Raw genomic sequence first — 23,502 nt, forward strand, 5'->3', positions numbered from 1 at the left:
GAGGAGCTGCGTGCTTCGAGACGCTTGGCTTTCGCCAAGCTCCTCAGCATGAGGGGCGGCTGAGTCTCTGCGACGCTCCTCATGCTGGGGAGCCCGCGGTCAGCGGGCGTCTCGAAGCGCGCAGTTCGTGTCCGCCACGATTGACCCCCGCTTCCAAAACCACCATCTCTCGGTGACTAGAGAGGTTTCCCGATGTTCATTCAGACCGAAGCGACCCCGAACCCCGCGACGCTGAAGTTCCTGCCCGGCCGCGACGTGCTGCCCGGCGGCGCGCTGGAGCTGAAATCGGCCGACGACGCAGCCCGCTCGCCGCTCGCCCAGAAACTGTTCGAGATCGACGGCGTCGCCGGCGTGTTTTACGGGGCCGACTTCGTCACCGTCACCAAGGCCGGCGGCGAGTGGCAGCACCTCAAGCCCGCCATCCTCGGCGCGATCATGGAGCACTACCTCTCGGGCGAGCCGCTGCTCACCGAGGCCGGCGCGCCGAAGCCGAACGACGACGGCGAGGAGTTCTTCGAGGAGAGCGACGCCGAGACCGTCGACACCATCAAGGAGCTGCTCGCGACGCGCGTTCGCCCCGCGGTCGCTATGGACGGCGGCGACATCACGTTCCGCGGCTTTCGCGAGGGCGTGGTCTATCTCAACATGAAGGGCTCGTGCGCGGGCTGCCCCTCCTCCACCGCGACGCTGAAGCAGGGCATCGAGAACCTGCTCCGCCACTTCGTGCCGGAGGTCGAGGAAGTCAGGCCGGTGGCCTGACTTCCGAGGTTTGGTCGAAACGCAGTCCTCATCCCCCGGCTTGTCCGGGGGATCCACGGTTCATCGTCGAACGCCGCGCCGCCGAAAGGTGGATGCCCCGGACAAGCCGGGGCATGACGAGGCGCTTCAGCCGCCCCTTACGCCCCCGCCATCTTCGACGTCAGCTCCACCATCGCGCCAACCAGCCGGTCGATGTCCTCGGTCGAGTGGAAGAGATGCGTGGAGATGCGCATCGGATGATGCGGCGCGGGCGAGCCGATCACCGGCACCGCCGTGTTGCGGATGACGATGCCGTACTCCTCCCGCATGCGCGTCACGAAGGTGGTCGACTGCGCCGTCTCGGCCTCGGACTGGCCGAGCCCCACCCGCGCGTTCGCCTTGTGGAAACGGGCTGAAGGAGGTGAGCGCCGACAGGAGCTCCGGATCGTCCTTGGGCGAGTAGAGATACCCTGCGCCCCAGCGGTCGGCGATCTTGTTCTTGAGGTCGAGCGAGAGCGCCAGATCGTGCTTCTCGATGGCCCCGCGGCCGATCTCGTCCCAGAACGCGCAGGTGTCGGCGAAGGCCTTCAGCATCGGATAGTTCGGATTGCCGATGCTCTGCATCGCGGTGCCGACATTGTAGGTCGCGGCGTTGTCGTTGGTGCGCGGCCCGGTCAGCAGCGTGTTGTTGGTGTTGGTCGGCCAGAAGTTGAACAGCGGCAGCGGGGTTTTGTGATCACCGGTTGCGGCCGTGATGTGGCCCGACGCCGGTGTGGGGGGCCGCACTGCCACTTGTGGCCCGAGCAGCCCCAGAAATCGATGCCGGTTTTGTGGAAGTCGAGGTCGAACATGCCGGTCGCGTGCGCGCCGTCCACGATCGTCATGATCCCGTTCTTCTGGGCGAGCTTGGCGAGGCGCTTGTACGGCAGCATCACGCCGGTGAGGTAGGTCGGCGCCGAGAACACGAAGGCCTTCGTCTTCTTCGTCATGGCCTTGCGGAACAGGTCGACGTAGTCGCCCGCCTTCTGGTCGTTGCCGACCGGCAGCGCGACGCGAGTGATCTTCACGCCGTAGCGCTGGGCCAGGATGTTCATCGGGCCGTTGCCGCCCGGATGCTCATGATTGGTGGTGACGATCTCGTCGCCCTCGCGCAGCTCGACGCCGGCGAGGATTTTGTTCATGCCGTCTGTGGTGTTGTAGGAGATCACGAACTCTTCGAGCTCGGCCCCGAAGCCCGGCGCGATCGCCTCGCGGAACGGCGTGACGCCGCCGAAGGTCTCGAGCGGGTTGCGCGCCACCTCGCGATTGTCCTGGTTGAAGGACTTCAGCACGTGATTGGGCGTCGAGCCCGTGGTGCCGATGTTCATGTAGAGGACGTCGGGATCGAGGATAAAGCCGGGCTTCGGCTCGCCCAGCGTGAACTTCGGATCGGCCGCGAAGGCGCTCATCGGAACCAGCGGCAGCGTGGCCGCCGCCGCGGCGCCTGCGCCCGCAAGCTTGAACAGGTCTCGCCGGTTCGAACGGAACTCGAAATCGCTCATGAAACGTCTCCCCCGCCGGGTCGCTTGCGCGCGCGGCGGCCCGTTCGCCGCCGGGGGTCCGGCGGCGTCTCAAGCGCGCCGGAAACCGCCGGCGCCCGGAACGCCGGTCACTTGACCGCGATGGCGGAAATCTCGACGGCCACGTCGCGCGGCAGGCGGGCGACCTCGACGGTGGCGCGCGCCGGCGGCTTGTCCTTGAAATAGGTGGCGTAGACCTCGTTCATCTTCTTGAACTCGTTGAGGTCCTTCATGAACACGCTCGTCGAGACGACGTTGTCCATGGTCATGCCGGCGGCCGCCAGAACCGCCTTCAAGTTCTCGAGCACGAGCTTGGTCTGCTCCTCGATCGCGCCTTTGCTCAGTTCCTTGGTCTTCGGATCGATCGGGATCTGGCCCGCGAGATAGAGCGTGTCGCCGTGGCGGATCGCCTGGCTGTAGGGCCCGATCGCCTCGGGCGCGTCGGGGCTCGACACCACCTCCTTGCCGCTCTGGGCGAGCGTGGGCGTCGCGGCGGCGAAGCAGGTCGCGAGACAGAAGGCGAGCGTGGTCGCGAGTCGGCGGGCCATGGGACCTCGGCGGCTTCAGGGCGGCCGGAGGATCCGCCGCCACGATGTTTCAGGAAAAAGACAGACGCAACACGGCAGTTTCGGCCGAAATACATTCGGCCAAGCGGAAAACGCTTGGAACGCGGCGAAAGGTCGACGTCAGATCTGCGTCAGAATTTTAGATATTCTAGGCTTGGGGCCGGATTGATCACTGGCGTGTCACATGGATATCAGGCGGTCGTTTGATCAACAAGTCGCAAAACCGCCACAGAATACCGCTGTACACGGACTTGTGATTAAACGCTGTGCAGACCGCTTGTGATCCGCCAAATCGATCGCAAATGTCGACAGATGGCTGGCAAGCTTATTCATGGAACGCGGACATGCGCCAGCGTTCCATAAACAGTGTGATGGAAGTCTAGCGAACAGGCCGAAGTCGGCGCGTCAGCGGGGGAGCGCGATCATGCCCGGAGCGCCGAGGCGGAACGGCGGGATCTGCGATGCGATCCGCGCGCCGCTCGGCGGATCGGCCTGCGTCGCGCCCGGCGCAGGGGCCGCGACCTCGACCGGCGCCGCCGCGGGATTGGCGTAGGCGATCGGCCGCGGGTCGTTCGGGTCGGCCAGCACCATCGCCCAAAACACTTCGAAGCGCGATCCGGGCGCGTGCACGGCCGCGATGCCCATGCGCGAAGCGCCCGGCTGCATCATGTTCTTCATGTGCGGCGGCGAGGAGCGCCAGCCCGTGAAGGCGTCCGCCAGCGTGTCGTGGCCCGCGCCGACGTTCTCCCACACCCCGCCGTTGCGCGGATAGGAGCGTGCGATCCGGACCTTCAGCGGACCAGCGAGGCTGTCGTGGCTGATCTTGCCGACGCGCGACATCGCGAGCGCCTGCTCTTCGGCCATGCGGTTGAGCGCAGGATCGAGCATCACCGGCCCGAGTCCCCTGCCGCGGCGGAGCTCCGAGACCATCGAGGCCGCCGTCGCCTTGTCGAGGCTCGCGCCAGGCTTGCTCTGGCTCTGGTAGATGCCGCTTTCGACCGGCCGGGTCGGACGCTCGGCGGAGCAGCCTGCGAGAGCGAGCGCGGCGAGCGCCGCAAGGCCTGCGAATCGGCGGATCGGGAACGACATGGCGGCCTGCAGTCTAGCGTCTTGCGGATGGCGGGCGAAGGCCATTTCAGGCCCGCGCGCGGTTAAGGCCGGGTTTAGGGCCTGCGCACGTCAGGCGGGCTTCGGCGTCGCGGCGGCGCCCGGAGGCGCGTCGGAGGCGTCGTGCGGCTTCGGCGCGATCGCGGCCACGGCCCGGCCGCCGCCGCCCGACAGCGCTTCTGCGACCTGCGCGATTGCGACCGTGACGTCGGGGCCTGCGGGCCCCGCGAGCGCGACGCCTGCGTCCCCGAACGCCTTCACCAGCGCGAAATGCAGGTCGCTCTTGACGCTTGCGGCCTGCCGCGGGCTCGGCACGTTGCAGAACAGCGAAAAGCCGTAGTCGGCCTTGCCGAGCGAGGTGAAGAGCAGCTGCGGCTCCGGGAAGGCGAGCACGGAGCCGTGCGCCTTCGCGGTGTCGATCGCGATCCGCTTCACCTCCTGCGGATCGAGCGCGGAGGAGACCACGAGCTCGATCGCCACGCGCCCGTTCGGCGCGCCGTGCGTGACGTTCTTGACGCTCTTGGTGATGAAGTCCGAGTTCGGGACGATGAGCGTCGAGCGGTCGAACAGCTCGATCTCGGTGGAGCGCACGGAGATGCGCCGAACGTTGCCCTGGTCGGAGCCGATCACCACCCAGTCGCCGATCTTGATCGGGCGCTCGGCCAGCAGGATGACGCCCGAGACGAAGTTCGAGATCACCGCCTGCAGGCCGAAGCCGATGCCGACCGACAGCGCGCCGGCCACGATCGCGAGCCGGTCGAGGCTGAAGCCGAGATAGGCCAGCGCCAGCATGATCACCACGATCGAGCCGAGATAGCCGACGCCGGTGTTGATCGAGGCCTTGAGGCCGTCGTCCATGCGCGTCTTGGGAAGGAGATCGCGGTCGAGCCAGCGCTGCGCGCCGTGGGTCAGCGTGAAGCCGACGGCGACGAGCAGCACGGCGCTCAGAATGCCGGTGATCGAGATCGTGATGCCGCCGAGCTGGAAGCCCGTCACCGGCATCCGGAGCCAGCCGAACAGGTCGGTGGAGCCGACGCCCCAGGGGGCGGCGATCAAAAGCGCCGCGATCGCCAGGATGAACAGCCGCATGACGCCGGAAAGCAGCACGCCGACCTGCTCGAGCGTCGTGGTCCGGACGCCGAGCCCCTCGCTCAGATTGCGGCCGAAGCGGGTTTCGGCTGAGAGCGAGGAGGTGAAGAGGTCGTCGACCACCACGAGCAGGAGATAGGCCAGCCAGAGCACCGCGGTGATCCAGATGACCTGGTTGGCGAGGAACTGCGCCAGCGGCACGTAGCCGATCACCACCGAGACCACGACGACGGCGATCGCCGCAAGGCCGCAGAGACGCACCACGAACAGGATCGGGTTGCCTTCCTTCTCCGCGCCCGGCTCGTCGTTCGTCGCCTCGAGCTGCTGGGCGGTCCGCAGGCGCCGGACCGACAGCGCGAAGGTCGCCGCGTTGAGCGCCGCGAAAGTTCCCGAGGTCGCGATCGAGGCCGAGAGGCTCGCTCCGATCGTGGAGTTGAACACGTCGAGGATGCGGCCCAGCACGAACACCGAGGCGACGATCATCGGCTGGTTCTTGATCTGGGCGACGGCGGCGTCCGAGAGCTCGACGAGGCGCCAGGTCGGCCGTCCGGGCGCGAGCAGCGCCTTCATCATGCCGTGGGCGAAGCCAAGGAAGCCGGCCGAGCGCACCAGCACGAGCGCGAGCGGCTCCGCGCGCGCCGGCAGCCAGCCCACGGATTTCACCGCCAGAAAGACGCAGAGCGCCGCCAGCAAAGGCGCAAGCGTCGTGGCGACCAGCCGGAACAGCGCGGTGGCCGAACGCCGGAGGCGAGAACGCGGCGACTGATGGACGACCAGCCGCTCGCCGAAATTCGCAGTCCAGATCCGGATGGGGAAGAGCAAGAGGAGCGCCGCGGCCACCGCCGCCGCGACCGTCGCGATCGCGCCGGGCGTCAGGTTCCGCGACACCTGGCTGGCGATTTCGCCGCCGAGCGCGGCGACGCCCCCGACGTCCCGCGGCGCCTCTTCGGCGACGTCGAGCCACAGCGTCGGGTCGAGCAGCGAACGGGCGCGCTCGAACAGGCGGCTCGCAAGCAGGGAGCGGCGCAGCTCCGTGATCTGGTCGGCGACCTGGCTCGCCTCGACCTGAAGCAGCCGGCCGCGCTTGATCGCTTCGTCCACCTCCTGGCGCGCGGCGGTCTGGCTGTCGCGCTCCTTGGTGACGTCGGGGCTTTCGGCCGGCTCGCCGTCCGCGGGCTTGGCGCCGATCTGGGCGAGCCGCGCGTCGGCGGCCGCCAGCTTGGGCGCGAGCTGCGCGATCGCGGCCTCAAGCGAGGCCGACATCGGGTCGATCCGATCGCGCAGCCCCGCGAGCTCGTCGTCGCTGAGGTTGAGGTTCCGATCGCCGAGGCGGTTCTCGATGCGATCGAGCTCGGAGCGCGCAGAGTCGATGGCGGCGGTCGGATCCGGGGCCGGCGCCGCCTGCTGCGCCTGCGCCGCGGCCAGCGCGACGCCGAACACGATCGCCGTCATCAGGGCCTTCAGGAACAGGATCGCAGGTCGCATGAGGTTCAGCCGCATCGCTCAGTGGGTCGGGTCCCGATCGACGCCGGGCCGCCCCTCCTCATAGCGAGGAATGCGGCCATGCGCAGGCGAAGACGAAACTTCCTTCCGGTCGCGGTACCCAGATGGGCTTCTGCGCAGGACAAGGCGCAAAAGCGGTTGATTGATCGCCTCCCGCCCCTGTCGAAGCGCCCTCGCCGCCATAAACCGTCGCGGCGGAGACCGTGACGTGGCGCGAGCAGGCGCGGGACATTCGAGGATCGAAGCGCTGTTCAGAGGCGACGGGGAAATGGCTGCGCGCCTGCGCGCGTTCGACTGGCGGGGGCATGCGCTCGGCGAGCCCACGGCCTGGCCGGTCGAATTGCGGGTGGCGATCAGCCTCTGCATGCATTCGAGCCTGCCGACCGCGATCTATTGGGGACCGCAGCTCCGCCTGATCTACAACGACTCCTGGGCTCCAATCCCCGCCGAACGCCACCCCTGGGCGATCGGGCGTCCGGGCAAGGAGGTCTGGAGCGACATCTGGAACGTCGTCGGCCCCCAGTTCGAGGGCGTGGTCCGCATGGGCCGCGGCTTCTCGACGTTTCGCCAGCGCCTTCCCATGCGGCGCAACGGCGAGGTGATCGAAAGCTACTGGGACTACAGCTTCACGCCGATCTTCGGGGCCGAGGGCGAGGTCCTCGGCGTCATGAACCAGGGCCGCGAGGTCACCGACGAGGTTCTGGCGACCGAAGACCAGCGCTTTTTCCTCGAGATCGGAGATCGACTGCGCGATCTCGCGATCGAGAGCGCCGACGCCAGCAAGATCCTGAAAAGCGTGATGGAGCCGCTCGTCGCCCATCTCGGCCTTTCGCGGGCGGGCTACGCAGTGATCGAACCCGGCGAGGAGTTCTGCACGGCGCTCGGCGACTGGAGCATACCGGGCGAAATCTCGCTCGCGGGCGGCAGATACCGGCTGCCGGACTTCGGCGAGGACGTGCACCGCGCGGTGCGCGCCGGCCTCATGGTCTCGGTCGGATCGATCTCGCCGGACGACGGCCGGCACTCGGCGAAAGCCGCGGAAAGCTTCGCCGAGATTGGGGTGAAGTCCTACCTGCTCGCGCCGGTCGTGCGCGACGGCCGGGCGACCGCGGTCGTCTATCTCCACGACAACCGGCTGCGCCAATGGACCTCCCGGCAGGCCGAATTCGCCCGCGAGATCGCCGGCCGCGTCTGGCTGGCGCTGCGCAACGCGGACGCCTCGGTGCGGCTGAACGCCAGCGAACGGCGGTTCGCGGCGATCTTCGACAAGGCGGCGGTCGGCCTTTCGGAATCGGATTCCGCCGGCCGCTTCATCCGCTTCAACCCGACGATGGGGCGCCTGCTCGGCCGCCCGACCGAAAGCGCCCGCGAGCTGACGGTCGCGAGCGTCACCCATCCCGACGACATCGAGGAGACGCGCGCCCGCCTCGCGCAGGCGGCCGAGGCCGGCGGCTCGTTCGAAATCGAAAACGCTATGTCCGTCCGGGCGGCGAGACGGTCTGGGCGGTGAGCAACGTCACGCGGCTGGTCGACGCCGACGGCGTGCCGAGCTTCTTCACGGTCACGGTCGACGTCACCGAACGCAAGGAGCAGGACCGCATCCGCGCCTGGCTGCTGGCGGAGCTGAACCATCGGGTGAAGAACAATCTTTCGACCGTCCAGGCGCTCGCGCACCAGTCGCTTGCTTCGACGTCGTCGCCGGAGGAGTTCCAGAAGACGTTCGACGCGCGGCTGATGGCGCTGTCGCGCGCTCACGACCTTCTGATGCGCGAGACCTGGACGTCGGCCGGCCTTGGCCAGCTGGTCGCCGAGACGCTCGCGCCCTTCAGCCTCGACGTGGACGGACGCATCGTGATAGGCGGGCCGGAGGTAAGATTGTCTCCGACCGCCGCCGTCACCATGACGCTGGCGTTTCACGAGCTCGCCACCAACGCCGCCCGCTTCGGCGCGCTGTCGCAGGCCGGCGGGCGCGTGACGGTGGAGTGGTCGGTGGACCAAAAGGGCGACGGCGACGTATTGGAACTGAGCTGGCGTGAAACCGGCGGGCCGGACGTGTCTCCGCCGGCGCGCCGCGGCTTCGGCTCGCGGCTGATCGAGCGCGGGGCGGCGCGCGAGCTTGGCGGCCGCGTGCGGCTGGACTTCGAACCGGAGGGCGTCGCCTGCGTCTTCCGCCTGCCCCTCTCGCAGAAAATCACCACCCCATGACGAATGAGAGCCTGAAGGGCCTGCGCATCCTCCTCGTCGAGGACGAAGCGATGATCGCCATGCTGGTCGAGGATATGCTGCTCGACGGCGGCGCCGAGGTCGTGGGTCCAGCGGGCGGCGTCAAGGCGGCTCTGGCGGTGATCGCCGAGACCGACGCCATCGACGGCGCGCTGCTCGACGTCAATCTCGGCGGCGAGCAGAGCTTCGAGGTCGCCGACGCGCTCGCCGCGCGCAACATCCCGTTCGTGTTCGTCACCGGCTATGGCGGCGGGCGTGCGCGACCGCTACCCGAACGCCCCCACGTTGCAGAAACCCTTCGTCACGAGCGACCTCGAACGCGCCATCGGGGCGCTCGCCGGGTCCGCCGGGCGGACCGGCGCGGCGACGAGCTGACCTCGCGCCGATGAGCGGCGCCGACGTTTCTCCGCCGCTCTCTCAGGCGTCTCTTCAATCTGCGGGGCCTAACGCCGACCACCGGGTCGGCGAGCGCGGACGCGCGCCCTATTTTTGGCGTCGGACGCTTGCGGCGCCGGTCGTCCGCAGCGATAGTGCATACACACAATAAGAACCGGGGGTGGATATGCCGAGCTACAAGGCGCCCGTCGCGGACACGCTTTTCCTGCTCTACGACGTGCTGGGCTTCGATCGGCACTCCAACCTTCCGGGCTTCGCCGACGCCGGCCGCGACACCGTCGAGACGATCCTCGAGGAAGGCGCCAAGCTCTGCGAAAAGAGCTTCCAGCCGCTCAATCGATCGGGCGACCTTCAGGGCTGCGTGCGGCTCGCCAACGGCGACGTGACGACGCCGAACGGCTTCAAGGAGGCGTTCAAGGCCTTCGCCGAGGGCGGCTGGATCGGTCTTGCGGCCGGTCCCGAATATGGCGGCCAGGGCCTTCCGCACACGGTCGCCGCCGCCATCAACGAGTACGCCTCAGCCGCCAACATGGCGCTCGCGATGTACGCCGGCCTGACGCAGGGCGCGATCGCGGCGCTCGTTCTGCACGGCTCGGACGAGCAGAAGAAGCTCTATCTGCCGAAGATGATCGAGGGCTCGTGGACCGGCACCATGAACCTCACCGAGCCGCATTGCGGCACGGATCTCGGCCTCATCAAGACCAAGGCCGTCCCGCAGGGCGACGGCTCCTACAAGATCACCGGCCAGAAGATCTTCATCTCGGCCGGCGAGCACGACATGACGGAGAACATCGTGCACCTCGTGCTCGCCCGCATCGAGGGCGCGCCGGAGGGAACGAAGGGCATCTCCCTGTTCGTCGCGCCGAAGGTTCTGCCGGGCGCCGACGGGTCGCTCGGGGAGCGCAACGCCGTCTCGTGCGGCGCGCTCGAGCACAAGATGGGCATCCACGGCAACTCGACCTGCGTCATGAATTATGACGGGGCGACCGCCTGGCTCGTGGGCGAGGAGAACCGCGGGCTCGCCGCCATGTTCACGATGATGAACGAGGCGCGGCTCGGCGTCGGCGTGCAGGGGCTCGCCCAATCCGACGTCGCCTACCAGAACGCCGCGGCCTACGCCAAGGACCGCCTGCAGGGCCGCTCGCTGACCGGCGCCAAGGAGGCGGCGAAGCCCGCCGACCCGATCATCGTGCATCCGGACGTCCGCCGCACGCTGCTCTCGATCAAGGCCTTCAACGAGGCCGCCCGCGCGCTCGTGCTCTGGACCGCGATCCGGGGCGACGTCGCGCATGTGTCGGAGGATCCGAAGGAACGCCAGGCCGGCGAGGACCACATGGGCCTCATGACGCCGATCATCAAAGGCGTCATCACCGACGTCGGCTTCGACAACGCCGTGAAGGCGCAGCAGATGTTCGGCGGCCACGGCTACATCGCCGAATGGGGCATGGAGCAGTTCGTCCGCGACGCCCGCATCGCCATGATCTACGAGGGCGCGAACGGGGTTCAGGCGATGGACCTCGTCGGCCGCAAGCTCCCGCGCGACGGCGGCCGCGCCATCATGGCGTTCTTCAAGGAGGTGGACGGCTTCCTAAAAGACAACGCCGAGACGCAAGGCTCGAACCGTTCCTCAAGCCGCTGAAGAAGGCGCGCGAGGAGCTGCAGCAGGCGACGATGTGGTTCATGGCCAACGCCATGGGCAAGCCCGACAACGCCGGCGCCGGCGCGACCGATTACATGCACCTCTTCGGCCTCGTCGCGCTCGGCTACATGTGGGCGCGGATCGCCAAGACGGCGCTCGAGAAGCAGGCCGAGGGCGACGAGACGATGGCGACGAAGCTCGTCGCCGGACGCTTCTTCATGGAGCGGATGATCCCCGAGACCGCGACGCGCCTCGCCGCGATCACAGCCGGGGCCGAAGCCGTCATGGCGCTGCCGGCCGACGCGTTCTGAGCCGATGGCCGGCGACGCCCTCTCCTGCGGTCACGCCACGACGGGCGCGCGCCCTGATCGCTCCGCCTTCACGAAAAACGCCGCGCCCCCGAGGGACGCGGCGTTTCGAAAGGCGCGATCGGGCCGGGCTGCGCCGACGCTTAGCCGATCACTTCAGGACGACGTTCTGAAGCTCGTCCTTGTGGACGTCGAAGTAGTTGCCGTCGAGCGCGTCCCACCACAGGCCGTTGTCGTTGAGGCGCTTCTTCTCGGCCTCGTTCAGCGGCGTGTAGCCCTGCTTCAGCAGCGTGCGGTAGCTGTGGAAGCGGTGCGCGTGCGGGTTCCGCTCGGCGAACACGTAGGACAGCGTCAGCTTGTTCGAAGCGCGCTTGGAGAACTGCTCGGCGTTGAGGCCCTGGCCGCGATGGGTGGTGCGCAGGTCGAACATGACCGCGTCGCCCGGCTTGGGAATGAACTGCACCGGCTTCTCGATCTTGGAGAAGTCGGTCTTGGCGGCGTCCTCGACCGAGACGGTGAAGTAGTCGTCGAGGTCGTTGGCGAGCTTCTTGTGGTTGGTGCGCGGCTTGACGCAGAACGAGTAGTCGTCGCACTCGAGATAGATCATCAGCTTGTAGTTGCGGTACTTGTGCGCGGACTCATCCCAATCCTCGCCCTTGTTCAGGCCCTTGTTGGCGCAGTCGCGGTGCCAGTTGCCCTGAACGAACCCGTTGTGGATGTCGCAGGCCTGCAGGAACACGGGCTGCTTGTCGAACACGCGCTGATAGGCCTGGGTGACCGCGTCGTGATAGACGAAGTCGCGCACCGCCTGGATCTTGTTGAAGGCGTCGCCGAGACCGACCGCCTCGGGATTGTCGGTGACGGCGAGATCGGCCTTGATCTTTTCGGCCACGTCTTGGCCACCGACGCGAATGCGCCCGGCAGCGGGTAGAAGCCTTGGGTCTCGAGCATTTGTGCTGGCGTCATCGCCGCAGCTCCTTTGAACTCTTCGAAGTTCCGAACTTCTTTGCGACACTCACTAGCATGAACGCCATGGTGAGAAAAGGCGTTCGCGACCCCAGATTGTCGCCATCCCGACACAGCGCGGCGCCGCCGCAACGCCCGCCCGATTTCCGCCGCCGCGACCTGAAAACGCCAAGGAGAGCCGTCAATGGCCGACGCCTATATCTATGACGCGGTCCGCACCCCTCGCGGGCGGGAAAGCCGGACGGCGCGCTGCATGAGGTCTCGACGCTCCAGCTCGCCGTCACCGCGCTGAAGGCGCTGAGCGAGCGCAACGGCCTCGACCGGGCGACCGTCGACGACGTCGTGCTCGGCTGCGTCGATCCCGTGGGCGAGGCCGGCGGCGACGTCGCCCGCGCCGCGGCGCTTGCGGCCGACTACGGCGTCAAGGTCCCGGGCGTGCAGATCAACAGGTTCTGCGCCTCCGGGCTCGACGCGGTGAATTTTCGCCGCCGCGCAGGTGATGTCCGGCCAGCACGACCTGGTGGTCGGCGGCGGCGTCGAATCGATGAGCCGCGTCGGGCTCGGCGCCTCGGGCGGCGCCTGGCCGATGGACCCGGCGATCGCGATCAAGTCCTACTTCATGCCCCAGGGCGTCTCTGCCGACCTTATCGCGACGAAATACGGTTTCACCCGCGACGACTGCGACGCCTATGCGGTGCAGAGCCAGCAGCGGGCCGGGGCCGCCTGGACCGAAGGCCGCTTCGGCAAGTCGGTCGTGCCGGTGCGCGACGTCAACGACATCATCCTGCTCGACCGTGACGAGCACATGCGCCCCGACGCCTCGATGCAGTCGCTCGGGAGCCTGAAGGCCTCGTTCGCCGAGATGGGCGAGATGGGCGGCTTCGACGCGGTGGCGACCTACGCTCATCCCGAGATCGAGCGCGTGAACCACGTGCACCACGCCGGCAACTCGTCCGGCATCGTGGACGGCGCGGCGGCCGTGCTCGTCGGCTCGAAGGAGGCCGGCGAGGCCTCGGGCCTCAAGCCCCGCGCGCGCATCAAGGCCTTCGCCAACATCGGCTCCGAGCCCGCGCTGATGCTGACCGGCCCGGTCGACGTGACCCGCAAGGTGCTGAAGCGCGCCGGGATGGAGATCGGCGACATCGACCTGTTCGAGGTCAACGAGGCCTTCGCCGCGGTCGTGCTGCGCTATCTGCAGGCCTTCGGGCTCGACGACGCGCGCGTCAACGTCAATGGCGGCGCGATCGCGCTCGGCCATCCGCTCGGCGCGACCGGCGCGATGATTCTCGGAGCCGCGATCGACGAGCTGGAGCGCTCCGGCAAGGAGACGGCGCTCGTGACGCTCTGCATCGGCGCCGGAATGGGCACCGCGACCATCATCGAGCGGGTGTGAGTTGAAGCAAGCCGCACCGAACCGCCTGCGTGCTTCGAGACGGCCCTCTGGGCCTCCTCAGCATGAGGGACGTTTGTTCGCTGCACCCACGTTCCTCATGCTGAGGAGCCTCGGCGTCAGCCGAGGCGTCTCGAAGCACGCACTCCCGGCGACCGGGGATGAAGGCTGAGACGACCATGACCGAGACCAACTTCAGGACCGACCTCGACGCCGACGGCGTGCTTTCGATCGTCTGGGACATGCCCGGCCGCTCGATGAACGTCCTCACCGAGGACGCCATCCGCGAACTCGCGAGCCTCGTCGAACGCGTCGCGAGCGACGAGGCTGTGAAGGGCGCAGTGATCTCGTCCGGCAAGCCCGGCTCGTTTTCGGGCGGCGCCGACCTCACCATGCTCGAAGGGCTGGCGCGCCTCTACGCGACCGAGATGGCGAAGAACGGCGAGGCCGCGGCCGCCAAGGCGCTGTTCGACGGCAGCCGCCAGCTCTCGCTGCTCTACCGCCGCATCGAGACCTGCGGGAAGCCCTGGGTCGCGGCGATCAACGGGGTCTGCCTCGGCGGCGCCTTCGAGCTCGCGCTCGCCTGCCACTGGCGCATCGCTTCGAACGATCCTTCGACCCGGGTCGGCTTGCCCGAGGTGAAGGTCGGCCTCTTCCCCGGCGCCGGCGGGACCCAGCGGGTCGCGCGGCTGCTGCCGCCCGGCGACGCGCTCCAGATGCTGATGAAGGGCGAGCAGATCCGCCCCGACAAGGCGCGCGGCATGCGGCTCGTCGACGAGGTCGCGCCCAAGGACGAGATGCTCGCCAAGGCCAAGGCCTGGATCGTCAACGGCGGCAAGGCCGTGAAGCCATGGGACGAGAAGGGCTTCAAGCTTCCTGGCGGCCCGGTCTGGTCGAAGCCCGGCTTCATGACCTTCCCGCCGGCCAACGCAATCTACCGCCGCGAGACGCAGGACAATTACCCGGCGATCCGCGCCATGCTGCAGAGCGTGTTCGACGGGCTGCAGCTGCCGATGGATCTCGCGCTCACCGTCGAGAGCCGGCAATTCGCCAAGGTGCTGCGCTCGCCCGAAGCCGCAGCGATGATCCGCACGCTGTTTGTTTCGATGCAGGAGCTCAACAAGGGCGCGCGGCGGCCGAAGTCGGTTCCGGAGACCAAGCTCACAAAGGTCGGCGTCGTCGGCGCAGGCTTCATGGGCGCGGGCGTGGCCTACGTCACCGCGCAGGCCGGGATCGAAGTCATTCTGGTCGATCGCGACCAGGACGCCGCCGACAAGGGCAAGGCCTTCGCCGAGAAGCTCATCTCGGGGCAGGTCGTGAAGGGCCGCGCGACCGGCGCCCAGCGCGACGCGCTTCTGTCCAAGATCACGCCGACGGCCGACTACGGCGCGCTCGCCGGCTGCGATCTCGTGGTCGAGGCGGTGTTCGAAGACCCGAAGGTCAAGGCCGAGGTGATCGCGAAGGTCGAGGCCGCCATCGGGCCCGACGCCATCTTCGCCTCCAACACCTCGACGCTGCCGATCTCGGGCCTCGCCAAGGCGAGCTCCAGGCCGGACCAGTTCGTCGGCATCCATTTCTTCTCGCCCGTCGAGAAGATGTTGCTGGTCGAGGTGATCGTTGGGGAAAAGACCGGCGACAAGGCGCTGGCGGTCGCGCTGGACTATGTCCGCGCCATCAAGAAGACGCCGATCGTGGTGCGGGATTCCCGCGGCTTCTACGCCAACCGCTGCGTCATCGCCTACATGCTGGAGGGCCACCTGATGCTCTCCGAGGGCGTGCCCGTGGCGATGATCGAGAACGTCGCCAAGCAGGCCGGCATGCCCGTCGGCCCGCTCTCGCTCAACGACGAGGTCGCGCTCGACCTCGGCCTCAAGATCATCGACGCCACGCGCGCGCAGCTCGGCGACGAGGCCGTCAATCCCGCGCAGGAGAAGCTTCTGCGCGCGCTCGTGGAGACCCACGGCCGGCTCGGGCGCAAGAACCGCAAGGGTTTTTACGATTATCCCGAGACCGGCAAGAAGAGCCTCTGGCCGGGCCTCGCTGACCTTCAGGACAAGAAACTTGATCCCGAGACGCTCGACGTGACGGAGCTGCGGCATCGTCTGCTCGTCGCGCAGGCGCTGGAGGCGGCGCGCACCGTCGAAGAGGGCGTCGTCACCGACATGCGCGAGGCCGACGTCGGCGCGATCCTGGCTTCGGCTTCGCGCCCTATACCGGCGGCCCGCTAAGCTGGATCGACGGCATGGGCGCGAAGCGCTTCGTGAAGCTCGCGGCGGCGCTCGCCGAGATCCACGGACCGCGGTTCCGGCCCAACAAGCTGCTGCTCGACCTCGCGGAGAAAGGCGAGACGTTCTACGGCCGCTTCGGCGCGGGGGCGGAGGCGAAGGCGGCCTGACGCCACGGTCATCGCGCTCCTCATCCACATGCGGGAGAGGGGGCGACGGCGTCCGGCTCCGATGAAAGCCCTCTCGTCGCGCCTTCGTCACCCGGCGCCCGTTTGCGCCCGCCCCCATCCGCGGTAATCGTCTGACGCTCTCATGTTCGTCGGACGATGACGCCGCTGCGGCTCACCAAGGCCCAACTGATCTCCGCCGCGCTCGCCGCCGTCCTTCTGGTCGCGGGCGTCGCGGCGACCGTGGCCGTGCGGCCCGACTGGCTCGCAGGATCCAAAGGGCTTCTCGCGAAGATGCGCGGCGCCGGGCTGAAACCGCTGCCCAAGCCCGGCCCTCCGCCCGCGCCAGACCCGCTCCATTTCCTGTCAGACAATCTCGTCGCCTGGCTCGTGGCGCCGCGTCCCGACGCGCCCTCGCCTTTCGTGCGGCTCACCCACGTCGAGCCGGAGCGCTTCTGCACCGCCTTGGCGAAGTCGGGCCTGCGCAACGCCGAGTTCCGGATGAGCGAGCCGCCCCTGCGCGGCTGGACCTGCGTCACCGATCTCGTGAAGCCGATCGAGGGCGACGAGTATGTCGTATCGAGCCTGTTCGTGGCCGCCCGCGGCCTCGAATCCGACCGCATCGACAACATCCGCATGAAGCTCAATCTGCTCGACGAGGCCACCTCCCCGGTCGCGCGGGCGATCGCGCGCGACACGCTGTTCCAGATCTGCCGGAGCCTCGGCTTCGAGCCGCCGCGCGAGGTCGTGGCCCAGCTCGACGAGTTGAAGGAGGGCCGGATCTTCGAGGGCGGCGTCTCCTGGGACCTGCGGCGGGAGTTCGGCCCGCAGGCCCGCTACAATCTCATCGCGATCTTCCCACGAACCCTCACGGCCGGAGGCGAAGATCGCTTCGTCACCGACATCCGCAGAAAGCCTGTGGCCCGCTAGCGAGCGGACTTCCAACCCGCTGACGCTCGACGCTGACCCGAAGCGGCTACGCCCAAAGGCGAGCCAAAAATGCATACATAATTATTGATCTTTGATCTTTGATGACGCAGTCTCGGCCTCAAGAACGGCGAAACGCCGGCTTGCTGGGGAGGCAAAACCGCATGAAGCTCCAAGGGACGATCGCGCTCGCCGCGATGTTTGCGACTGTCGCGCCGGTGTGGGCGCAGGAATTCAAACCGATCCGTCCGGTCGAGTTCGTCGTGGCGGCGGGCCCCGGCGGAGGCAGCGACACCTTCGCGCGCGTCGTCCAGGCGTCGCTCTCGAAGTCGGGCCTGCTCACGACCCCGATCATCGTGACCAACAAGGCCGGCGGCTCCGGCGCCGAGACCTTCATCTCCGCCAAGACGAGCCCCGGCGACCCCTACAAGCTCTATTTCGGCACCCAGGACGCCTACGTCCTGCCGCTCGCCAACAAGCTCTCCTACAGCCTCAACGACCTCACCCCGGTCGCCGCGATGGTGTTCGACCCCTTCCTGCTCTGGGTGAACCCGAAGGCGTCCGGCATCGAGGACGTGAAGGGCTTCATCGCCAAGGCCAAGGAGCAGCCGGGCGCGCTCAAGCTCGGCGGCGCCAAGGCCAAGGAGGCCGACGAGACGCTGATGACGCTGATCGAGCAGAAGGCCGGCGTCGACCTCACCTACGTGCCGTTCAAGAGCGGCAGCGAAGCCGCGATCCAGGTCGCCGGCGGCCACATCGCGGCCAACGTCAACAATCCGAGCGAAAGCGTCGAACAGTGGAAGGCGGGGCAGCAGAAGCCGCTCTGCGTGTTCGAGGAGACGCGGCTCGAGGACAAGACGGTGATCGCCGACGGCATGTCGTGGAACTCGATCCCGACCTGCGCCGAGGCCGGCATCGACGTGAAGAGCTTCGCCCAGCCGCGCACGGTGTGGATGTCGGCCAAGGCCCCGGCCGAGGCCGTCGCCTACTACACGCAGCTGCTGACGAAGGCCGCCGAAACCCCGGAGTTCACGGGCTACGTTCAGCGCGGCGCGCAGATCCCGCGCGTGCTGACCGGCGAGGCCCTGAAGGAGTTCGTCGACAAGCACAAGGCGACCTACACCGAGATGTACCGCACGAACGGCTGGCTCCGCGCCGAGAACTGACGCGCGCCGAGGGGCGTGGTCCGCCCGCGCCCCTCGCCTGTCCCTTCGGAGGCTTGTCCATGATCGTCTCGCGCAACGCCGCGGAGCTCGTCACCGCGTCCGCGACCGCCGCCGCCGGCGCCCTCGTCTGCTACGGCTCGCTCGAAAACGGCGTCTCCTGGGGCGCGTCGGGCCCAGAGCCTGGCTACTTCCCGTTCTATGTCGGCTGCCTGATCATCCTCGGCAGCGCCGGCGCCGCGGTTCAGGCGCTCTGGCGCGGCGGAACCGGCGAGATCTTCGCCGACGGCGAGAACATCCGCACCGTCGCGGCCTTTCTGCTGCCGCTCATCGCGCTCGCGGCGCTGTCGCAGTGGCTCGGCCTCTACATCGCGATGGCGCTCTACCTGTTCTTCGCCGTCTGGCTCGGCGCGAAGCGCACGGCGCTCAGCGCCTTCCTGATCGCCGCGATCACCACCGGCGTGAACTTCGTGATCTTCGAGATCCTCTTCACCGTGCCCCTGCTCAAGGGACCGGTGCTCGAATATTTCGGCATCTACTGAAGCGGCCGGGAGACAAGCCAAGATGGGCAATTTCGGCCAGTTGATGGACGGGTTCGCGGTCGCGCTGTCGACCCACCACGTCCTCATCATGATCATCGGCGTGCTGCTCGGCCTCGTGGTCGGCGTGCTGCCGGGCCTCGGCGCGCCGAACGGCGTGTCGCTGCTGCTGCCGCTGACCTTCGGGATGGATCCGATCTCGGCCATCATCCTGCTGACGTCGATGTATTGGGGCGCTCTGTTCGGCGGGTCGACGACCTCGATCCTGTTCAACATTCCGGGCGAACCATCTTCGGTGGCGACCACGTTCGACGGCTATCCGATGGCCCGGCAGGGCGAGGCGCTGCGCGCGCTCACCCTCGCCTTCGGCTCGGCCGGCATCGGCGCCATGACCGGCGTCGTGGTGATCACCCTGCTTTCCGGCTGGGTCGCCCAGTTCGCGCTCCGCTTCGGCGCGGCCGAATATTTCGCCGTCTACTTCATGGCGTTCGCGAGCTTCATCGGCATGTCGGGCGGCTCGCCCTTCAAGACGCTGGTCTCGATGATGCTGGGCTTCGCCTGCGCCACGATCGGCATGGACACGATCTCGGGCGAGAGCCGGCTGACCTTCGAGTGGGACGCCCCTCATCGGCGGCGTCAGCTTCCTCATCGCGGTGATCGGCCTGTTCGGCCTCGGCGAGCTGCTGATCACCATGGAGGAAGGCGTCAAGTTCCAGGGCGTGAAGGCCAAGCTCAGCCTGTCGACGATCTTCCGCACCATCGCGGAGCTCCCGCGCTACTGGGCGACGCTGATCCGCAGCGCCCTGATCGGCTGCTGGATGGGCATCACGCCGGGCGGACCGACCGCCGCCTCCTTCATGAGCTACGCGCTCGGCCGCCGGTTCTCCAAGCGCGGCGCGAACTTCGGCAAGGGCGAGCCCGAGGGCGTCGTCGCGCCTGAGACCGCCGACCATTCGGCCGGCTCCTGCGCCCTGCTGCCGATGCTCGCGCTCGGCATCCCGGGCTCGGCGACCGCAGCCGTCATGATGGGCGGCCTGATGATCTGGGGCCTCTCGCCCGGACCGATGCTGTTCACGACGCGCCCGGACTTCGTCTGGGGTCTGATCGCCAGCATGTATCTCGGCAACGTCATCGCCGTGGTGCTGGTGCTCGCGACCGTGCCGCTGTTCGCCTATGTGCTGCGGGCGCCCGTTCAAGGTCATCGGCCCGATCATCGCGGTGGTGTGCGTCATCGGCGCCTATACGGTGGCGAGCCACATGTTCGACGTCTGGCTCGCTCTCGCCTTCGGCGTCGTCGGCTACATGTTCAAGAAGCTCGGCTACCCGCTCGCGCCTTTCGTGCTCGCCATGGTGCTGGGCGACAAGGCCGAGGACGCCTTCCGGCAGGCGCTGCTGCTTTCGGACGGCTCGGCCTCGATCTTCTTCGCCAACGGCCTCGTGACCACGATGATGTGCCTCGGCCTGCTGCTGCTCTCGCTGCCGGCGATCTCTTTCGTCTACGGCAAGGTCACGGCCGGGAAGTCGAAGGGCGGGGCCGTTTCGGACGGCGCGTCCTCGCGCTACGATGGTCCTGACGCGCCCGCCGCCACCACAGGTCAGTGATGAAGCCCGAGAACCGGATCGTCCGCCACTCGCTCCACCAGTCGCTGGTCGCCCCGCTGCGTGAGATGATCATGCAGGGCGAGCTGCGGCCGGGCGAGAAGGTGCCCGAAGAGCAGCTCTGCGAACGCTTCGGCGTATCCCGCACGCCGATCCGCGAGGCGCTCAAAGTGCTGGCGGCCGAGGGCGCGCTCGAGATCCTGCCGCATCGCGGAGCGATCGTGGCGCGCATCACCGAGGAGCAGATCGCCGAGCTGTTCCCGATCATGGCCTCGCTCGAACGGCTCGCCGGCGCGCTCGCCTGCCGGCGCGCGGACGAGGCCGACGTCGCCCGCATCAAGGGCCTGCACGAGCAGATGATGGCGTGCTACCGGGCTGAAGACGAGCGCGGCTACCTGCGGTTCAACCGCCTGATTCACGAGACGTTTTTCGACATCGCAGGCAACGCCACGCTCGCGACGCTCTACCAGCAGATCCTCACCCGCATCAACGCGTGCCGCTTCGTGGTGCGCAAGAAGCCCGAGCACTGGCGCACCGCCGTCGCCGAGCACGAGGAGATGGTGCGCCTGCTCGAGGCGCGCGACGCGGACGCCCTGGCGGCGCTGCTCGAGCGCCACGTCACCGGAACCACTGTCGGGATCGCCCGGGATTTCGTCGCAGGAACGACGATCGGCTCCGACGCGCCGACAGAACCGAGAGCCGCCGCAGTGGCGTGACGACGGCCCCGACATGACGTCGGGGCATGCGCCGCCCGATCCGTAATTATTAATTTTCCGACGCCGCAGGCCAAGAAGGCGGCTCAGAGAAAAGGGAGACGACCCATATGAGCGACGTTCTGGAACAGGATCGCCCCGCCCCGGCGACCGAGCGCAAGTCCGAGACCGGCGCGGCCGCCCGCCCTCTTCCGCTCGCAGGCGTGCGCGTCCTCGACGTCAGCCAGGTCATGGCCGGTCCTTACGCCTGCATGCTGCTCGGCGATCTCGGCGCCGACGTCATCAAGATCGAACCCCCGGCCGGCGGAGACCAGACCCGCGGCGCCATGGGCTTCAAGATGAAGGGGCCCGACAGCATGGGCTTCCTGAACATGAACCGGAACAAGCGCAGCGTCGCCATCAACCTCAAGACCGACGCCGGCCGCGAAGTGCTCTACAAGCTCGTCGAGACCGCCGACATCCTGGTCGAGAACTACCGTCCGGGCGTCATGACCAAGCTCAAATGCGGCTACGACGTGCTGAGCAAGATCAACCCTAAGCTGGTCTACGCCTCGATTTCGGGCTTCGGCCAGACCGGCCCGTGGGCCGGCCGCCCCGGCTTCGACCTCATCGCGCAGGCGATGTCGGGCGTGATGAGCGTCACCGGCCATCCGGGCGGCGCGCCGGTGAAGGCGGGCGTTCCCGTCGCCGACATCGGCTGCGGCCTCTTCGCCACCTATGCGGCGCTCGCGGCCTATATCGGCGCCAAGCAGACCGGCCAGGGCCAGTACATCGACGCCTCGCTGTTCGAGGCCGCGCTCGCCTTCTCGATCTGGGACACCTCCGAATACTGGGGCACGGGCGTCGACCCGGTGCCGCTCGGCACCTCGAACCGCATGAGCGCGCCCTATCAGGCGGTCCGCTCCAGCGACGGCTATTTCGTGATGGGCGCCACCAACCAGAAGCTCTGGGCCAAGCTCTGCGAGACGCTTGACCGCAAGGAGCTGATGAGCGACGAGCGCTTCATCGACAATCCGGCGCGCCTCAGGAACCGTCTCGTGCTGATCGAAGAGCTTGAAAAGAGCTTCGTGGCGAAGACTTCGGAAGAGTGGGTCGAGGCGCTGCTCGCGGTCGGCATCCCGGCTGGTCCCATGCACACCTATCCGGAAGCCTTCGACAGCGAGCACAGCAAGCACCGGCAGATGCGGATGGAGATCGACCACCCGATCGAGGGGAAGGTGCCGAACATCGGTTTCCCCGTGAAGCTCTCGGGCACGCCGCAGCAGGTGCGGCTGCATCCGCCGCTGCTCGGCGAGCACACCGAGACGATCCTGAACGAGATCGGCCTCGACGCCGAAGCCCGCGGCGCGCTGGCCGAGCGGGGAGCATTCGCAGGATGAGCGTCGCCGAGGCTCCCGCCGCCGAGACCGCGCCGCCCCAGGGCGCGGTGCGGCTCACGGTCGACGGCGCGGTGGCGCGCGTCGTGTTCGACCGCCCCCATGCGCGCAACGCGATGACGTTCGCGATGTATGAGGAGCTTGCGGAGGCCTGCGGGCGGATCGCGGCGGACAGAAACGTGCGCGTCGCGGTCTTCCGCGGCGCCGGCGGCAAGGCGTTCGTCGCCGGCACCGACATCGAGCAGTTCCGCGCCTTCGCATCCGGAAAGGACGGCGTGGCCTACGAACACAAGGTCGACGGTTATGTCGGCGCGCTCGAGGCGCTTCCCGTTCCCTCGATAGCGGTGGTGGAGGGGTGGGCGGTGGGCGGCGGCATGGCGCTCGCCAACGCCTGCGACTTCCGGGTCGCCTCGCCTGGCGCGCGGTTCGGCGTGCCGATCGCCCGCACGCTCGGCAACTGCCTGTCGGTGGCGAGCCTTCGCCGCCTTTCCGACACGCTCGGGCCGGCGCTCGTGAAGCGGATGCTGCTGCTCGCCGAAATGCCGATCGCCGAAGACATGCCCGCCGGCTACGTGACGGTGGCCGAAGACGTCGACGCCGTGGTGGAGGCCATGACCGGCCGCCTCGTCGGCCACGCTCCGGTCACCATGCGGGCCACCAAGGAGCTGCTGCGCCGCCTCAGCCTCGACCCGAAGGCCGACGACGTCGACATCGTGTCCGAGGTCTACGGCAGCAACGACTTCCGCGAGGGCGTCGACGCGTTCCTGTCCAAGCGCCCGCCGCAGTGGTCCGGAAGCTGACCTGAAGAAAAGACGGCGGCCGGGCCGGTCTCGACCCGGCCGCCCTCGCCTTACTTCGCGAACAGCTTGCTCATGTCGGCGAAGGCCTTGAGCTCGATCGCGTTCTGGCTCGGATCGAGGAAGAACATGGTGGCCTGCTCGCCCGGCTGCCCGGCGAAGCGCACATAGGGCTCGATCACGAAGCCGACGCCCGCCGCCTTGAGCTTCTCGGCCATCGCCTTCCACTCCTCCATCGGCAGCACCGCGCCGAAATGACGGGTCGGCACGCCATGGCCGTCGACCTTGCTGGTCGCAGCGGAGCCGGTCTCCTCTGGCGAGAGATGCGCGACGATCTGGTGGCCGTAAAAGTTGAAGTCGATCCACTGGTCCGAGCTGCGGCCCTCCGGGCAGCCGAGCAGCTCGCCGTAGAACGCGCGGGCGAGCGCGAGGTCATGGACCGGAAAAGCGAGGTGGAAGGGCGGGATCGCGGCCTGCGGCTGGGACATCGTGGGTCTCCTTTGACGTCTCTC

At 68.1% G+C, this 23,502-nt stretch carries 17 protein-coding genes and 4 pseudogenes; 14 read left to right on the top strand and 7 right to left on the bottom strand.

Annotation, left to right across the window (positions count from 1 at the left end):
- Window positions 1-192: 192 nt before the first annotated feature.
- Complete coding sequence (locus K6K41_RS09035; protein ID WP_261404759.1) at window positions 193-759, top strand: NifU family protein; 567 nt, start codon at window positions 193-195, stop codon at window positions 757-759.
- Between the two features lie 126 nt (window positions 760-885).
- Here K6K41_RS09035 and K6K41_RS09040 read toward each other — a convergent pair whose 3' ends face one another.
- The 5 genes from K6K41_RS09040 to K6K41_RS09060 form a co-directional block, all read right to left on the bottom strand.
- On the bottom strand, window positions 886-1,530 hold the full coding sequence (locus K6K41_RS09040) for a hypothetical protein (protein ID WP_261405914.1): 645 nt from the start codon (window positions 1,528-1,530) through the stop codon (window positions 886-888).
- On the bottom strand, window positions 1,413-2,279 hold the full coding sequence (locus K6K41_RS09045; protein ID WP_261404760.1) for an aminotransferase class V-fold PLP-dependent enzyme: 867 nt from the start codon (window positions 2,277-2,279) through the stop codon (window positions 1,413-1,415). The genes K6K41_RS09040 and K6K41_RS09045 overlap by 118 nt, the downstream gene beginning before the upstream one ends.
- A gap of 107 nt (window positions 2,280-2,386) precedes the next feature.
- Window positions 2,387-2,845 carry a RidA family protein gene (locus K6K41_RS09050; protein WP_261404761.1) on the bottom strand — a complete coding sequence of 153 codons (459 nt, stop codon included), beginning with the start codon at window positions 2,843-2,845 and terminating at the stop codon, window positions 2,387-2,389.
- Window positions 2,846-3,268: 423 nt separating this feature from the next.
- Window positions 3,269-3,952: a CAP domain-containing protein gene (locus tag K6K41_RS09055; RefSeq protein ID WP_261404762.1), complete on the bottom strand. Its 684-nt coding sequence runs from the start codon at window positions 3,950-3,952 to the stop codon at window positions 3,269-3,271.
- 90 nt (window positions 3,953-4,042) lie between these two features.
- A complete protein-coding gene (locus K6K41_RS09060; RefSeq protein ID WP_261404763.1) occupies window positions 4,043-6,559 on the bottom strand; it encodes a DUF3772 domain-containing protein in 2,517 nt (838 codons plus the stop codon).
- Between the two features lie 271 nt (window positions 6,560-6,830).
- Here K6K41_RS09060 and K6K41_RS09065 point away from each other — a divergent pair, with 271 nt between their 5' ends.
- From K6K41_RS09065 to K6K41_RS09080, 4 genes and pseudogenes are all read left to right on the top strand, one after another.
- Window positions 6,831-8,072, top strand: coding sequence for a GAF domain-containing protein (locus K6K41_RS09065; protein ID WP_261404764.1), 1,242 nt, complete (start codon window positions 6,831-6,833; stop codon window positions 8,070-8,072).
- A complete protein-coding gene (locus K6K41_RS09070; RefSeq protein ID WP_261404765.1) occupies window positions 8,069-8,767 on the top strand; it encodes a sensor histidine kinase in 699 nt (232 codons plus the stop codon). The genes K6K41_RS09065 and K6K41_RS09070 overlap by 4 nt, the downstream gene beginning before the upstream one ends.
- A complete protein-coding gene (locus K6K41_RS09075; RefSeq protein WP_261404766.1) occupies window positions 8,764-9,174 on the top strand; it encodes a response regulator in 411 nt (136 codons plus the stop codon). Before K6K41_RS09070 ends, K6K41_RS09075 begins: the two co-directional genes overlap by 4 nt.
- Window positions 9,175-9,347: 173 nt before the next feature.
- A pseudogene (locus tag K6K41_RS09080) lies at window positions 9,348-11,131 on the top strand (acyl-CoA dehydrogenase C-terminal domain-containing protein).
- Window positions 11,132-11,279: 148 nt separating this feature from the next.
- On the opposite strand, the gene K6K41_RS09085 reads toward K6K41_RS09080, so the two are convergent.
- Entirely contained in the window at window positions 11,280-12,020 is a 741-nt protein-coding gene (locus tag K6K41_RS09085) for a phytanoyl-CoA dioxygenase family protein (RefSeq protein WP_261404767.1), read from the bottom strand.
- A gap of 258 nt (window positions 12,021-12,278) precedes the next feature.
- Here K6K41_RS09085 and K6K41_RS09090 point away from each other — a divergent pair.
- The 9 genes and pseudogenes from K6K41_RS09090 to K6K41_RS09130 all read left to right on the top strand — a co-directional run bounded on the left by K6K41_RS09090 (window position 12,279) and on the right by K6K41_RS09130 (window position 22,993).
- Window positions 12,279-13,487, top strand: a pseudogene (locus K6K41_RS09090) (acetyl-CoA C-acetyltransferase).
- A 176-nt stretch (window positions 13,488-13,663) separates the two neighbouring features.
- A pseudogene (locus tag K6K41_RS09095) lies at window positions 13,664-15,879 on the top strand (3-hydroxyacyl-CoA dehydrogenase NAD-binding domain-containing protein).
- Window positions 15,880-16,035: 156 nt separating this feature from the next.
- On the top strand, window positions 16,036-16,806 hold the full coding sequence (locus K6K41_RS09100) for a DUF6030 family protein (protein WP_261404768.1): 771 nt from the start codon (window positions 16,036-16,038) through the stop codon (window positions 16,804-16,806).
- Between the two features lie 161 nt (window positions 16,807-16,967).
- The gene (locus K6K41_RS09105) at window positions 16,968-17,969 is read left to right on the top strand and encodes a Bug family tripartite tricarboxylate transporter substrate binding protein (RefSeq protein WP_261404769.1); all 1,002 of its coding nucleotides are present in this window, start codon (window positions 16,968-16,970) and stop codon (window positions 17,967-17,969) included.
- A 59-nt stretch (window positions 17,970-18,028) separates the two neighbouring features.
- Window positions 18,029-18,508 (top strand): tripartite tricarboxylate transporter TctB family protein, encoded by a 480-nt coding sequence (locus K6K41_RS09110; protein WP_261404770.1) that lies wholly within the window; start codon window positions 18,029-18,031, stop codon window positions 18,506-18,508.
- A 22-nt stretch (window positions 18,509-18,530) separates the two neighbouring features.
- Window positions 18,531-20,107, top strand: a pseudogene (locus K6K41_RS09115) (tripartite tricarboxylate transporter permease).
- Window positions 20,107-20,820, top strand: coding sequence for a GntR family transcriptional regulator (locus K6K41_RS09120; RefSeq protein WP_261404771.1), 714 nt, complete (start codon window positions 20,107-20,109; stop codon window positions 20,818-20,820). The pseudogene K6K41_RS09115 and the gene K6K41_RS09120 overlap by 1 nt, the downstream one beginning before the upstream one ends.
- A 107-nt stretch (window positions 20,821-20,927) precedes the next feature.
- Window positions 20,928-22,196: a CaiB/BaiF CoA transferase family protein gene (locus tag K6K41_RS09125; RefSeq protein ID WP_261404772.1), complete on the top strand. Its 1,269-nt coding sequence runs from the start codon at window positions 20,928-20,930 to the stop codon at window positions 22,194-22,196.
- The gene (locus K6K41_RS09130; protein WP_261404773.1) at window positions 22,193-22,993 is read left to right on the top strand and encodes an enoyl-CoA hydratase/isomerase family protein; all 801 of its coding nucleotides are present in this window, start codon (window positions 22,193-22,195) and stop codon (window positions 22,991-22,993) included. The genes K6K41_RS09125 and K6K41_RS09130 overlap by 4 nt, the downstream gene beginning before the upstream one ends.
- A 50-nt stretch (window positions 22,994-23,043) precedes the next feature.
- Here the strand turns inward: K6K41_RS09130 and K6K41_RS09135 are convergent, their stop codons facing one another.
- Entirely contained in the window at window positions 23,044-23,478 is a 435-nt protein-coding gene (locus K6K41_RS09135; protein ID WP_261404774.1) for a VOC family protein, read from the bottom strand.
- Window positions 23,479-23,502 lie beyond the last annotated feature (24 nt).

Origin of the sequence: Chenggangzhangella methanolivorans, assembly GCF_019797865.1 — a bacterium.
Taxonomy (GTDB): domain Bacteria; phylum Pseudomonadota; class Alphaproteobacteria; order Rhizobiales; family Methylopilaceae; genus Methylopila; species Methylopila methanolivorans.